This is a genomic window from Halomonas sp. PGE1 (genome assembly GCF_013000985.1).
GTDB classification, from domain to species: Bacteria; Pseudomonadota; Gammaproteobacteria; order Pseudomonadales; family Halomonadaceae; genus Halomonas; species Halomonas alkalicola.
This window is the reverse complement of sequence record NZ_CP053032.1, coordinates 1,426,030-1,439,455: the sequence shown is the minus strand read 5'-3', so window position 1 is coordinate 1,439,455 and position 13,426 is coordinate 1,426,030. Positions and strand designations below refer to the sequence as shown.

The 13,426-nt window shown below is 74.0% G+C and carries 11 protein-coding genes and 1 pseudogene; 5 read left to right on the top strand and 7 right to left on the bottom strand.

The window, feature by feature from the left end:
- Positions 1 to 15 precede the first annotated feature (15 nt).
- Both HIR79_RS06785 and HIR79_RS06780 read right to left on the bottom strand, forming a co-directional pair.
- Positions 16 to 1,422, bottom strand: a complete 1,407-nt coding sequence (locus HIR79_RS06785; RefSeq protein WP_169957750.1) for a mannose-1-phosphate guanylyltransferase/mannose-6-phosphate isomerase — start codon at positions 1,420 to 1,422, stop codon at positions 16 to 18.
- Positions 1,419 to 2,987: an alkaline phosphatase family protein gene (locus HIR79_RS06780; protein WP_169957749.1), complete on the bottom strand. Its 1,569-nt coding sequence runs from the start codon at positions 2,985 to 2,987 to the stop codon at positions 1,419 to 1,421. The genes HIR79_RS06785 and HIR79_RS06780 overlap by 4 nt, the downstream gene beginning before the upstream one ends.
- Positions 2,988 to 3,183: 196 nt before the next feature.
- Between HIR79_RS06780 and HIR79_RS06775 the strand changes: the two genes are divergently transcribed.
- Positions 3,184 to 4,758 (top strand): OpgD/OpgG family glucan biosynthesis protein, encoded by a 1,575-nt coding sequence (locus HIR79_RS06775; RefSeq protein ID WP_249322278.1) that lies wholly within the window; start codon positions 3,184 to 3,186, stop codon positions 4,756 to 4,758.
- A gap of 1 nt (position 4,759) precedes the next feature.
- Here HIR79_RS06775 and HIR79_RS06770 read toward each other — a convergent pair whose 3' ends face one another.
- The gene (locus HIR79_RS06770) at positions 4,760 to 5,380 is read right to left on the bottom strand and encodes a hypothetical protein (protein WP_169957748.1); all 621 of its coding nucleotides are present in this window, start codon (positions 5,378 to 5,380) and stop codon (positions 4,760 to 4,762) included.
- On the opposite strand from HIR79_RS06770, the gene mdoH reads away from it, so the two are divergent.
- The 3 genes from mdoH to HIR79_RS06755 are packed head-to-tail and all read left to right on the top strand — an operon-like array spanning position 5,379 to position 8,301.
- Complete coding sequence (gene mdoH / locus HIR79_RS06765) at positions 5,379 to 6,662, top strand: glucans biosynthesis glucosyltransferase MdoH (RefSeq protein ID WP_169957747.1); 1,284 nt, start codon at positions 5,379 to 5,381, stop codon at positions 6,660 to 6,662. The two genes, HIR79_RS06770 and mdoH, sit on opposite strands and share 2 nt — an antisense overlap.
- Positions 6,659 to 7,471, top strand: coding sequence for an FkbM family methyltransferase (locus HIR79_RS06760; protein ID WP_169957746.1), 813 nt, complete (start codon positions 6,659 to 6,661; stop codon positions 7,469 to 7,471). The genes mdoH and HIR79_RS06760 overlap by 4 nt, the downstream gene beginning before the upstream one ends.
- Entirely contained in the window at positions 7,468 to 8,301 is an 834-nt protein-coding gene (locus HIR79_RS06755) for a creatininase family protein (RefSeq protein WP_169957745.1), read from the top strand. The genes HIR79_RS06760 and HIR79_RS06755 overlap by 4 nt, the downstream gene beginning before the upstream one ends.
- 18 nt (positions 8,302 to 8,319) lie before the next feature.
- Here HIR79_RS06755 and HIR79_RS06750 read toward each other — a convergent pair whose 3' ends face one another.
- Positions 8,320 to 9,450: a GTP cyclohydrolase II gene (locus tag HIR79_RS06750; protein WP_169957744.1), complete on the bottom strand. Its 1,131-nt coding sequence runs from the start codon at positions 9,448 to 9,450 to the stop codon at positions 8,320 to 8,322.
- Between the two features lie 85 nt (positions 9,451 to 9,535).
- On the opposite strand from HIR79_RS06750, the gene HIR79_RS06745 reads away from it, so the two are divergent.
- Positions 9,536 to 10,375 (top strand): RibD family protein, encoded by an 840-nt coding sequence (locus tag HIR79_RS06745; RefSeq protein ID WP_169957743.1) that lies wholly within the window; start codon positions 9,536 to 9,538, stop codon positions 10,373 to 10,375.
- Between the two features lie 131 nt (positions 10,376 to 10,506).
- On the opposite strand, the pseudogene HIR79_RS18785 reads toward HIR79_RS06745, so the two are convergent.
- From HIR79_RS18785 to HIR79_RS06730, 3 genes and pseudogenes are all read right to left on the bottom strand, one after another.
- Positions 10,507 to 11,358 (bottom strand): annotated as a pseudogene (locus HIR79_RS18785) (lysylphosphatidylglycerol synthase transmembrane domain-containing protein); the annotation flags it as partial.
- A gap of 2 nt (positions 11,359 to 11,360) precedes the next feature.
- Positions 11,361 to 12,284 (bottom strand): class I SAM-dependent methyltransferase, encoded by a 924-nt coding sequence (locus HIR79_RS06735; RefSeq protein WP_169957742.1) that lies wholly within the window; start codon positions 12,282 to 12,284, stop codon positions 11,361 to 11,363.
- Entirely contained in the window at positions 12,281 to 13,402 is a 1,122-nt protein-coding gene (locus HIR79_RS06730) for a glycosyltransferase family 4 protein (protein WP_169957741.1), read from the bottom strand. Before HIR79_RS06730 ends, HIR79_RS06735 begins: the two co-directional genes overlap by 4 nt.
- Between the last annotated feature and the right edge of the window lie 24 nt (positions 13,403 to 13,426).

Below are 13,426 nucleotides of genomic sequence, written 5' to 3'. Positions count from 1 at the left end.
CCCTCCCCCCGCTCGTCACTCCCGCCCGTAGCGGTCGTCCAGGCGCACGATGTCGTCCTCGCCCAGGTAGCTGCCGGACTGCACCTCGATCAGCTCCAGGGGAATCAGCCCGGGGTTCTCCAGGCAGTGCACCCGGCCCACGGGGATGAAGGTCGACTCGTTCTCCCCCACCAGGAAGGTCTGGTCGTCCAGGGTCACCCGGGCGGTGCCGCTGACCACGATCCAGTGCTCGGCGCGATGGTGGTGGAGCTGGCGCGACAGCCGGGCGCCGGGCTTCACCGTGATGTGCTTGACCTGGTGGCGCTCGCCGGCGTCCAGCGTCTCGTAGTGCCCCCAGGGGCGGAAGACCGTGGCGCTCTGGCGGGTCTCCGGGCGGCCCGCGGCCTCGAGGCGATCGACCAGGCCGCGCAGGGCCTGGCTGCTGGCGCGATCGGCCACCAGCACGGCGTCACGGGTCTCGACGACCACCAGGTCCGACACCCCCAGGGTCGCCACCAGCCGCGACTCGGCGTGAACCAGAAGCCCCCGGCTCGCCTCGCAGACGACGTCGCCATGCAGGGCGTTGCCGTCACCATCGCGGGGCAGCACCTCCCACAGCGCCTGCCAGGAGCCGATGTCGCTCCAGCCCGCCTCCAGCGGCACCATGGCCGCCCGGTCGGTGCGCTCCATCACCGCCACGTCGATGGAATCCGCCGGGCAGGCCAGGAAGGCCGCCTCGGCGGGACGCAGGAAGTCCAGGTCGGTGGTGGCGCCCGCCAGGGCCTCGCGGCACGCCGCGAGGATCATCGGGGCGTGGGTGGCCAGGGCCGCCAGGGCGTCCGTCGGGCGCATCACGAAGATGCCGCTGTTCCAGTAGTAGTCGCCGGCGGCCAGGAATTGCTCGGCCCGCGCCGCGTCGGGCTTCTCCACGAAGCGCGCCACCGCGAAGCCTTTCCCGCCCAGGGGGTCACCCGCCTGCAGGTAGCCGAAGCCGGTCTCGGCGCGGGTCGGCACCACCCCGAAGGTGGTCAGGTAGCCCGCCTCGGCCAGGTCGACGGCGCGGGCCACCGCCTCGTGGAAGGCGGTCTCGTCGCCCAGGTGGTGGTCCGAGGGGAGCACCAGCAGCGGCCCCTCGCGCCCCTCGCCATGGGCCAGCAGGGCCGCCAGGGCGATGGCCGGGGCGGTGCCGCGCCCCTCGGGTTCGAGCAGCAGGGTCGCCCCCTCCACGCCGGCCCGGCGCAGCTGCTCGGCGGCCAGGAAGCGATGCGCCTCGTGGCAGATGACGATGGGCGGCGCCAGCGCGAGCCCCTCCAGGCGAGCGAGGGTGCGGGCCAGCAGGCTGCCCTCCTCCTCGAGGGCGAGGAACTGCTTGGGCCGCGCCCGGCGCGACAGCGGCCAGAGCCGCACGCCGTTGCCGCCGGCCAGGATCACGGGAGTCATCATTCGCCAAAGTCCTCATGCAGCCAGCCGCGCAGGGCCTCCAGGCCGTGCTCGGCAGGGCCCGGCGCCGGCATCATGCCGGGCTCGAAGCCCCGCGCCAGGAAGGGGGCAAGCAGGGAAGCGTCTGCGCTGATCACATGCACCGGCACCCCGAAGCCCGCCTCGTCACCGATGATCAGGGGGGCGGCCTGGTGGTCGCCCAGCAGGATCAGCAGGGCCTCGTCGCCGAGCGCGTCCGCCGCCCAGCGGGCGCTGACCTCCAGGGCGTAGTCCACCGAGTGCGCATAGTGCTCGCGCACCCGCTCGAGATCCTGCCACAGCTCGTCCGGCGGGATGCCGGCGTCCTCCCACTGATAGAAGATGCTGCCGTCCCCCACCGCGTCCCAGTCGTCGAGCACCGGCAGGATCGGCGTCCAGGGCGCGTGGCTCGAGATCAGGGCGACCTGGGCAAACAGCGGCGCCTCGGCCGGGGCGCGGATGCGCTGCTCGAAGTGGTGCAGGGTGAACTGGTCGGGCATGGTCACCCAGTTGAGGGGCGGCCCGGAGTAGTCGATGTCGGCGGCGGCGTGGATCTCGTCGAAGCCGTAGGCCTCGCCCTCCGGCCAGGCCAGGGTGATGGCGGGCATCACCGTCAGGGTGCGATGCCCACTGGCCCGGAAGTCGTCCACCAGGGTCGGCCGCTCGCTTGCCAGCATCAGCCGGTACCAGAGCGAGTTGTCGATCCTCAGGCCGCTCAGGGTGCTGGCATGGGCGAGCCAGGACTGTCCGCCGCGGATCGGCGCGTCCAGCAGCCCCGTGGCCATCACAAGCCCTGCCTCTGCCAGGCGCGCCTCCATGGCCGCCAGCCGCGGGAGGGTCACCTCGCTGAAGCGTGGATCGAACACCGAAGACTCGCCATAGGACTCCACGAAGACCAGCAGCACATCACGCCCGGCAAGCCCCGGCAGCGCGGTGGCCCGGGTGGGCGACGCCGCCATGCGCGCGGCGAAGTCGCGATGGGCGCGGCGCGTCTCCACCAGCTGCTGGCCCTGGAAGCGCAGGGTATCCATGGCCGGCGCCCGGGCCACGGGCAGCCAGCGCTGATGATGCCACTGGGCCGCCATCAGGGTAGTACTGGCCAGAAGCAGCAGGAGCGCGATCAGCGACACCGCCCCGCCCGTCGCCTGCCGCTGTCCGGCACGCAGTGCTCGATTCAGCGCCCAGCCAACCAGGCCGACAAGCAGCAGGGCCGCCAGGGTGGTGGCCCAGGCCATCCCGGTGCCCAGGTTGCCCTCCAGCAGGTGAAACACCGAACGCAGCAGCGGCAGGTCCAGATAGAGGTTCAGCGAACGGCCGAGGGCCAGGTGGGTGGCCGCATCGCCGAGGCCGGCGAGCACCGCCACCATCACGACGACGGTCAAGAGCGGGCGCAGCCAGCCCAGTCGACCGGCCGGCAGCACCACCAGCAGGGCCGCCAGCAGCAGCGCCTCCAGGGCGACCCAGCGGGTGGCGATCTCCCCGAAGCGCAGCCACAGGGGCAGCAGCAGCAGCAGGTTGAGCAGGACGGCAAGGCCCAGCAGTCGCAGCATCGCGGGGGGATCCTCGAGGGTGGGGTTATCGTTATAGGGTAGCGCACGAGAAAATTGTGTACGCATGACTTACCATGTACAAGGATTGTCTCACAAGGATCCACTCCGCCACACGTGCAGTATCCCCCCTCCGCGACGACACTGTTGTGCAGGAGCGAGTCTGCGAGAACGAGCCAGGAAGCCCGGGAGAGACGCGATGCCCCTGAGACGAAACCCTCGCCTGACGGCGTGCCTGGCCATGGCGCTGCTGCTGACACTCTCATCAGCCTTGCCAGCCGCCGCCGAGACCGCCCCCGGCGAGGTCGATGCCCTGTTCGACAGCATCACCGAACAGGCCGAGGCGCTGGCCGGCCGACCCCACGACCCCGGCACGGGCGAGCTGCCCGAGGCGCTGCGCGATCTCGACTACGACACCTATCGACAGATCCGCTTCCGCCCGGAGGCCGCCCTCTGGGCCGACGAGGGCCTCTTCTCGGTGCAGCTCTTCCACACCGGCTTCCTGTTCGAGGCCCCGGTCCACCTGCATACGGTGGAGGATGGCGAGGTGACCGCGCTGAACTTCGACCCCGCCCGCTTCCGCTACGACGACGCCGCCGCCGCCCTGCCGGAGCGGGACCTCTCCGGCGCCGGCCACGCCGGCTTCCGGCTGCACTTCCCCCTCAACCGGGCCGACTACCAGGACGAGTTCGCGGTGTTCCTCGGCGCCTCCTACTTCCGCCTGGTGGGCCGCGGCCAGGGCTATGGCCTCTCCGCCAGGGGCCTGGCCATCGACACCGCCCTGCCCCGGGGCGAGGAGTTCCCGGCCTTCCGCGAGTTCTGGCTGGTGCGGCCGGCCCCGGAGGCCACCCGCATGACGGTTCTCGCCCTGCTCGACAGCCCCTCGCTGGCCGGCGCCTACCGCTTCGAGATCGCCCCGGGGCGTGACATCCAGGTGGAGGTGACCGCCCGGCTGTTCGCCCGCCGCGACGTGGAGCGGCTCGGCGTGGCGCCGCTGACCAGCATGTTCGCCCACGGCGACACCACCCCCCGGGCCGTGGACGACCACCGCCCGGCGGTGCACGACTCCGACGGCCTGCTGGTACACACCGGGAGCGGCGAATGGATCTGGCGTCCGCTCACCAACCCGCGCTCGCTGCGCGTCTCCTCGCTGCTCGACCGCGACCCCGGTGGCTTCGGCCTGGCCCAGCGGGAGCGAAACTTCGACCGCTACCTGGACCTCGAGGCCCGCTACGATCGCCGCCCCAGCCAGTGGGTGGAACCGCTCGTCCCCTGGGGGGCGGGGCGCGTGCAGCTCATCGAGATCCCCGCGCCGGACGAGACCCACGACAACATCGTCGCCTTCTGGGTCAGCGATACGCCCCTGCGCGCCGGCGAGCGCCGCGAGCTGCGCTACCGCACCCACACCTTCGGCGCCGAGCCCGCCGCGGCGGCACCGGCCCGGGTCATCCGCACCCGCCAGGGCTGGGGCGGCGTGCCCGGCGATCCCAGCCCGCCGCCGCGCAGCCGACGCCACTTCATGGTGGACTTCGCCGGCGGCGAGCTCGAGAACCTCTCCCCCGACCAGCCGGTGGAGGCCGAGCTCACGGCGAGCCGCGGCGAGATCCACCACCTGCAGACACGCCCGCTGCCGGACGGCCGCGGCTGGCGCGCCTCCTTCCGCCTCAACCCCGACGGCCAGCAGTCCAGCGACCTGCGCCTGCGGCTCCGCCTGCGCGACGAGGTGATCAGCGAGACCTGGAACCATGTCTGGCACCCCGACGAGCGGCGCTAGCCTAGCCGCCCGCCGCGGCCGCCGCGGCCGCCACGCCGGCGCCCGGCTCCCGGGGCTGGCACTGCGCCGGGCACTGCTGGGCGGCCTGGCGCTGCTCACCACCCTCGTCGGCACGGGGCTCATGTGGCACATCCTCTCGCCCGGCGGCATCACGCCGCTGCGCGGGGGCATCCTTGCGCTCTTCACCCTCACCTTCGCCTGGGTCGCCGTGGGCTTCTGGAGCTCCGTGGCCGGTTTTCTGCTGCTGCTCGCCGACCGCGACCCCCTGACCCTGGCCCGCCGGCCCCGGGTCGCCGACGAGCGTCAGCTGCCGATCACCCGGCGCACCGTGCTGGCCATGCCGATCCACAACGAGTCGCCCGAGCAGGTGGACGCTGCCCTCTCGGCCACCGCCGAATCGCTCATCGCCACCGGCGAGGCGCACCACTTCACGCTCTTCGTGCTCAGCGACACCACCGACCCGGCCATCGCCGTGGCGGAGGCCCGCGCCATGGCCGCCCTTCAGCGGCGCCTCGAAGGGCGCCTGGCCGTGCACTATCGGCGCCGCGCCGACAACGCCGGGCGCAAGGCGGGCAACCTCGCCGAGTTCTGCCGCCGCTGGGGGGGCGGCCTTCGACTTCATGGTGGTGCTGGATGCAGACAGCCGCATGGACGGCGAGACGCTGCTGGAGCTGGTGCGGGCCATGCAGGCCCGCCCCGGGGTGGCGCTGATCCAGACGGTGCCGCTGCCGGTGCGCCAGCACACCCTGTTCGGCCGCCTGGCCCAGTTCGCCGCCAGCCTCTATGCCCCCATGCTGGCCGCCGGCCAGAGCGCCTGGCAGGGCGACGCCGCCAACTACTGGGGGCACAACGCCATCCTGCGCCTGCGCGCCTTCATGGACCACGCCGGCCTGCCGCCCCTGCCCGGCCGCCCGCCGCTGGGCGGCGAGATCTTGAGCCACGACTTCGTGGAGGCCGCCCTGCTGCGTCGCGCCGGCTGGGAGGTGCAGCTCGAGACCCGGCTGACGGGCAGCTTCGAGGAGATGCCCGGCAACCTGCTCGACTATGCCCGCCGCGACCGGCGCTGGACCCAGGGCAACCTGCAGCACCTGCGCCTGCTGGCGGCGCCGGGCCTGCACGGCCTGAGCCGGCTGCACTTCCTGCTCGGCGCCACCGCCTTCGTCTCCTCGCTGCTGTGGCTCGCCATCCTGCTCGCCGGCAGCCTGGATGCGGTGCTGATCGCCCGCAGCGAGCCCGCCTACTTCGGCCCAGGCGAGCAGCTCTTCCCCTTCTGGCCCCGGGCGCGCCCCGAGCTGATCGCCGCCCTGCTGGCGATGACCGCCACCCTGCTGCTGCTGCCCAAGGGGCTCGGGCTGCTGCTGGCCCTGGGGCGACGCGCCGCCGGCTACGGCGGGCGAGCGCGCCTCTGCGCCAGTGCCCTGCTGGAGAGCCTTGCCGCCATCCTGCTGGCGCCGATCATGATGGCCTTCCACAGCGCCTTCGTGATCGGCGTGCTGACCGGCACCAGCGTGGAGTGGGGCGCCCAGGCCCGCGAGGGGCGCCGTGTGCTCTGGCGGGAGGCGCTGCGCCACACCGCGCCCTTCGCCCTGCTCGGGGGGCTGTGGATCGCCCTTGTCCACTGGCAGGTGCCGATGCTGGTCGCCTGGCTGGCCCCGGTCTGGGTGGGGCTGGCCCTGTCGCCGCTGCTGGTGCGCTTGAGCGGCAGCCGCCGGGCGGCCGACTGGCTGGCGAGACGGGGCCTGCTGCGCACCCCGGAGCCCCAGGCCCATGCCGAGCTGCTGGAAGAACGTCGCGACCTCGCCGCCAACGACGCAGCCGAGGCCGACACGCCGGCCCTACGGCCACCGCCTCCCGAATGTCCCGGAGAGATGCCCACCCAACTCCTGCATAGGGAACCTCGATGACGGCTCTACTCTCGCCGGCCCGCCTGCGCCAGGGCGCCGGCATTGCCCGCTCGCTGCTGATCTACTGGCGCCCCGGGCGACAGCGCGCGCTGCGTCGCCTCTACGCCGACTTCGTCGGCCCCGGCGACCTGGCCTTCGACGTGGGCGCCCATCTCGGCGATCGCACCGCCGCCTTCCAGGCGCTGGGTGCCCGGGTGGTGGCCCTGGAGCCCCAGCCCGGGCTCTTCCGCTGGCTGGCGCGGCTGGTGGGCGGTCGGGCCGGGGTCATCCTGCTGCCCCAGGCCGCCGGGGCCGAACCCGGTGAGGCAGAGCTCGCGGTGAGCGAAGCCAACCCCACGGTCTCCACCCTGGCTCATGAGTGGCGTACCACCATCGGGGCGCGCAACCCCGGCTTCCAGAACGTGCGCTGGGAGAGCCGCCGGCGGGTCGCGGTGACCACCCTGGACGCGCTGATCGCCGAGCACGGCACCCCGCGCTTCTGCAAGATCGACGTGGAGGGCTTCGAGGCCGAGGTGCTGGCGGGGCTCTCCCGGCCCATCGAGGGGGTCTCGGTGGAGTTCGTGGCCGGCGCCCTGGAGGTGGCCGAGCGCTGCGTGACACGCCTGGCCGCGCTGGGCGACTATCGCTTCAACGCCATCGAGGGAGAGCGCCGTCAGTTCCGCTGGCCCGAGTGGCGAACGGCGGACGCCACCCTCGGGTGGCTCGCGCAGGGCGCCGACGGCCTCCCTTCAGGCGACCTCTACGCGCGGCTGGACACCCCGAACGCCACCACGCCCCCGGATACCTCGACCGCGGAGACGACCCCATGAGCTCCTCCCCCGCCCAGGCCCCAAAGGACTTTCCGCGCTGGCAGGACCTGACGCCCCCCGAACTCGCCGAGCTGCCCGAGGCGAGCGTGGCGGTGATGGTGCTCGGTGCCATCGAGCAGCACGGCGCCCACCTGCCGCTCTCCACCGACCTCGACATCGGCGAGGGGCTGCTGGCCGCCGCCCTCGCGCGGCTGCCGGCGGGCTTCCCGCTGGTGCAGCTGCCGACCCTGGCGGTGGGCGCCAGCGACGAGCACCTGAGCTTTGGCGGCACCCTGAGCCTCTCGCCGGAGCTCGCCATCGCCACCCTGGAGGCCCACGGCGATGCCGTGGCCCGGGCCGGGTTCCAGCGACTGGTATGGCTCAACAGCCACGGCGGCAACAAGGCGGTGATGGACCTGGCCGCCCTGCGGCTGCGCCGCCGCCACGGCCTGCTGGTGGTCAAGGTTCACTACATGCGCATGCCGCTGCCGGATGACCTCCCGGACGCGACGCTGCCCGCCGAGGAACTACGCCACGGGCTGCACGGCGGTGCGCTGGAAACCGCCCTGATGCGCCACCTGGCGCCGCACAAGGTGCGCCTGGCGCACCTGGACCACCCGATCTCCCGGGGCCAGGCCATGGCGGAGGAGGGCCAGCTGCTGGGCCCGGAGGGGGAAGCGGCCTTCGCCTGGCTGGCCGAGGACCTGCATCCGGAGGGCGTCGTCGGCAACGCCCACCTCGGCAGCGCCGAACTGGGCGCGCGCCTGACCGACCACTACGCCTCGCGCATCGCCCGGATCCTCGAGGAGACCCGCACGATGCGCCTCGAGCGATCCCACGGCGGGCCCTGACGGCGCCGGTTCGTCGCCTCAGCGTCGCGCCCGGAACACCTCGTCGAGCAGGTGGCCGGCACGGTCGGCCTTGGCGCTCAGGTAGCGGTGGTTGTGGTCGTTGAGGCTGCCGTAGAGCGCCTGGCGCTCCACCACCTCGATGCCGCCCTGGGCCAGGGCCGCCATCTTCAGGGGGTTGTTGGTCATCAGCTGCACGCGGCGGATGCCCAGGGCGTCGAGCATGTCCACCGCCACGCCGTAGCGCCGCTCGTCCTCGCCGAAGCCGAGCACCTGGTCGGCATCCAGGGTGTCGAGCCCACTGTCCTGGAGGGTGTAGGCGCGCAGCTTGTTGGCCAGGCCGATCCCGCGCCCCTCCTGGGCCAGGTAGAGCAGCACCCCGCCGCCCAGGGCCTCGATCTCGGCCACGGCGTTGCGCAGCTGCTCGCCGCAGTCGCAGCGCAGGCTGCCGAACAGGTCGCCGGTAAGGCAGGCGGAGTGCAGGCGCAGCGGCACGGCCGCCTCCGGCGCCTCGAGGGGCGGGTCGCCGATCACCACCGCCACGTGCTCGCGCAGCCCGTCGGGCTCGCGAAACAGGATGAAGCGGCACTCGTCGGCATCGGCCAGGGGGATCCTGGCCTCGCTGACCCGGCGCAGCAGCCCGCCGGCCCCGTCCAGGCAGCGCGCCGCCTGCTCGGCCTTCACCGTCAGCAGGGTGCCGTCGGCCACCGCCGCTTTCACCGCCTTGCTCTGGGATTCGGCGACCCGCGCCACCAGGGCCGAGGGGATCAGCAGCGCCCGGCGCATCAACGCCAGGGCCGCCAGATCGGCCGGCTCCGCTGCCTCCAGGGCCGAACGGCACTCGTCCAGCCCCGCCTCGCCGAGGCTCGCCGCCGGCGTGGCCCCGTAGGCCAGGCACTCGAGGCGCCGACGCACCCGCCCGGCCGGCAGCGGCAGCCGCGCCGCCGTGCCGCCCTTCCCCGCGCCGAGGGTCGCCAGACGATGCCGGCTGAGCACCAGCGCCGGGGAAGTGCCGGCAAGCTCGCCCAGCCGCGCGACGGCCGCCTCGGCGGCCCCCTCGAGGGCCTGGACCAGCACCCTGGACTCACCGGCCACCAGCAGCACCGGCAGCCCCCGTCGTAAATCGAAGATGGCCCGTTCAACCTGATGCATCGCTCTCTCCTGGTGGTTTCGATGCGCTTGGCGTCGCGCCCAAGATCTGCGCATGATGGTGGTCAGCTCCCCGGCAGGAGGCCCCATGGGCGCCACCGATTCGACGCTCTCCCTGGAGGAGGCCTGGCAGGCCCTCGTGCATGCCGCTCACCCCGACCGCGAGCCGCCCGCGCAGGCATCCGACCTGCGCCTCTCGGCGGCCGGCTGGCAGGCCGCGCGCCCCGTCGCGCCAGAGGCCCGCGAACTGCTCGACTGCCTGGCCCCGCTGGCCGCCCGGCCCGGCCGGCTGGCCATCGCCCAGCTCGGGCAGAGCCTGGACGGGCGCATCGCCACCGAGAGCGGCCACTCCCACTACGTCAACGGCCCGCAGAGCCTGGTGCACCTGCACCGGCTGCGCGCCCTGGTGGACGCCGTGGTGGTCGGCGCCGGCACCGCCAGCGAGGACGATCCCCTGCTCACGGTGCGCCATGTGACCGGGCCCCACCCGGTGCGGGTGATCCTCGACCCCCGCGGCCGGGTAACGCCGGACCGCCGCCTGCTGCGCGACCCCGTGGCGCCGACCCTGCACCTGCACGGCGAGGGGGCGCCTCCGGAAGGCCCGTCGGGGGCGCATGTGGAGCGTCTGGCGCTGCCGCTGGTCGAGGGCGGCTTCGCCCCGCGGGCGGTGCTCGACGTCCTGGCCGAGCGGGGCCTCGCCAGGGTGCTGATCGAAGGCGGAGGCATCACGGTGTCGCGCTTCCTCGAGGCCGGCGTGCTCCATCGCCTGCACCTGCTGGTGGCCCCGCTGCTGATCGGCTCCGGCCGACCGGGGCTGGTCATGACGCCCATCGCCACCCTCCACGAGGCGCGCCGCCCCGCGTCGCGGACCTTCCGCTGCGGTGACGACACCCTCTTCGATCTCGTGCTCGACGCCCCGGCCCCCTGAGCCATCGGCTCGCTGCCGGTGTGCCCCGGCACGACGCGAAGCGCCCGATGCAGCAGCACCAGGCCGCCGGGCAGACTCGCCAGCAGCACGATGATTCCGTAGGCCATGGAGATCGCCACCCCCTGGGCCGGCGGCAGCCCTGCAAGCCCCCACACCAGGGCGGCGGCTCCCTCGCGCACCCCCCAGCCGGCGAGCGTGATCGGGATCAGCATCGCCAGCAGCACCGGCGGCACCAGCGCCAGCAGGGTGGCAAGCGGCAGCTGGACGCCGATCGCCCGGGCGACACAGACGAACACCAGGGCGTAGCTCACCACCACCAACAGCGACCCGGCGAGCTGCCTGGGCCACACCGAGGCCGCCAGCAGGCTGCGCCTGAGATCACCGCCGAGGCCCACCAGGGCCGCCGGCGGGCGCCTGGCCAGCTGCCAGACCACCAGAACCATCAGCAGCAGGGCGGCGCCCCCGGCCGGCAGCCAGGTCGACGCGGCCGCACTCCTGAAGGCGCGGCCCAGCAGCTCATGCCAGAGCGGCGAGGCGGCCAGCACGGCCAGGGTCAGCAGCGCCATGGCGAGCTGGCCGGAGGCGCGCTCGATGATCACCGCCCGCCAGGCGCCGCCGCGCTGCCCGCTGTCGCGGGAGTGGCGCCAGGCCCGGGCGGCATCGCCGGCCACCCCGCCCGGCAGCACCTGGTTGAGGAAGAGCGCCAGGTAGTACTCCCGCAGAGCCCGGCGGAACCCCAGCGAGAGCCCCAGCAGGCGAGCCGTGAGCCGCCAGCGCCAGGCGCTCAGCAAGAGGGGCGGCAGGGTCAGCGCCAGGGCCAGCAGGGCCCAGCCCGGCGAGAGCCGCTGCACCTCGGCGAGGATCGCCCCCGGCTGCAGCCACCCGACGAGACCGACCAGCAGTACCACCCCCACCAGCGGGCGCAGCAGGCCCTGGCGTGCGGGTTGTCGCGCTCGCCGGGCTGCTCGTTGGGCAAGGGCCATGCTCAGGCGCCCCTGGCCGACAGCGGCGGCAGCGCCAGCAGGTCGCGATGCCCCACGACCAGCCCCAGCTCGCCGGCGGCGAGGCCGGCCAGCCGCCGCTCGCACCAGCGAGCGAGACGCGCCTGCTCTTCCGGGGCCTGGGCCAGGGCGGCGTCATGCCAGCCCCGTACCAGCGGCTCGGCCAGGGGCCACTGCGCCTCCTCCCCAGCGGCCAGGTGCCAGGGGGTGGCCGCGCTCTCCACCCGGTAGCCGGCCGCGGTCATGGCCGCCGCCAGCACGCCGGGGGCGTCGCCGCCCAACGCCGGGCCAAGCCCCTTGTCGCGGCGCTGGTGGGCCTGGAAGAGCGCCCGTACCGCTATGTCCTCCTCATCCTCGATTCGCTCTCCAGCGGCATCCAGGAAGGCCCAGTCGCCATCCACGCTCAGCGTGAAGAGCAGCGCCTGGCCGCGCACGGCCGCGGCCGCCACCAGCGCCTCGGTCCAGGGGCGCGATACCAAGTCGAAGAGCGCCGAGGCCACCACCAGGTCGCCGCCCTCGAGCAGGCCATCCTCCACCGGCGCCAGGTCGCGGCAGCTGGCCTCGACGGTCAGCCGGCCACCGGTGGGGTCGCGCAGGGTGGCGCCATGACGTCGGGCCAGCGCCAGCAGCGACGGGTCGTGGTCCACCAGGCGCCAGCGCTGGGGCCCCGGCAGCCGCGGCGCGAGGAAGCGCAGGTTGCTGCCGCTGCCGCATCCCAGATCGAGGATGCCATGCGCGCCGTCGTGTGCTCCGGGCCGGCCGGCGAGCCAGTCGGCGGCCAGGCCCGTCAGGCAGCGGCTGCGCGAGCGGGCGTCGAGCGCCTCGCGGCGGGAGAGCCAGTCGGCGCTGAAGCGCTCGCCTGGGCGGGTGGCCTCGGCGTCGGACCGGGCGGGGGCGGGTAGCGTCATGGCGGGCTCTCCTCGGGCGCCTGGCCGGCGTCGGTTGGGTCGGGGGTGGGTGCGGGAGTGGGAGCCGCAGCGTCCTCCAGGGCCGCCAGGAAGCGGTCGCCGGCCTGCTGCCAGTCGCCCAGGTGGCCGCGGGCCTCCCGGGCGCCGCGGCGCAGCCGGCAACGCAGCGCGGCGTCATCGAGCCAGGCGGCCAGGGCCGCACCCAGGGCGTCGGCATCATCCGGAGGCACGGCCAGGCCGGCCCCCGGTGGCAGGGTGTCGACCAGGGCACCGCCGGTGGTGGTGAGCACCGACAGGCCGCGGGAGAGCGCCTCGGTGACCACCATGCCGTAGCCCTCGTAGCGCGAGGGCAGCACGAAGAGCTCCGCCCGGTGGTAGGCGGCGGCCAGCTCGGCGGTGCTGCGCTCCCCGGCCCAGTCGATGCGCCCCTCGAGGCCGTATCGGCGAGTGGCCTCGTAAAGCCGGGCGGCATGAGCGGAATCGCGCTCGGCGCTGCCGATGGCCGTCAGGGTCCAGTCGCGTTCCCCGAGGCCGGCCAGCGCCTTGAGCAGGACATCGTGGCCCTTGCGCGGGACCAGGGTCGCCACGCAGAGCAGGCGCCGGGGGCCGGGGGATTCGAGGTCCAGGGCGCTGGCCGCCAGCGGCACCGGCTCGACGCCAGGCTCGACCACGCGGAGCCGCTCGGGCGCCACGCCAAAACGCCCAAGGCCCCGGGCGGTGAAGCGGCTGGTAACGATCACCCGACGCGCCAGGGCCAGGGCGCGGGTCTCGCTGTCGAGCAGCGAGCGGCGGGTCGCCTCGTCCAGGCCGGTCTCGTCGGCCAGCGGATGGTGGACCAGGGCGATGATCGCCAGGCGATCCGCATGGCGGGCGATCACCTCGGGAAGCCCGCCCATGGCGAGGCCGTCGATGACCACCCGGGCACCGTCGGGCAGCGCCGCGAGCGCCCGGGTCATGCTGCGCCGGGCCAGGTCGTCCGGCACGGGAAAGCGCCCCTCGAGCCCCACCACCTCGACGCGGCAGCCCCGGGCCCTGAGCGCTTCGGCGATGCGGGCGTCATAGAGATAGCCACCGGTGAGCTGGCCGGGATCGCCGGCCACGATCATCGTGACGGGCATCGTCACGGGCCGGGCCAGAGTGGC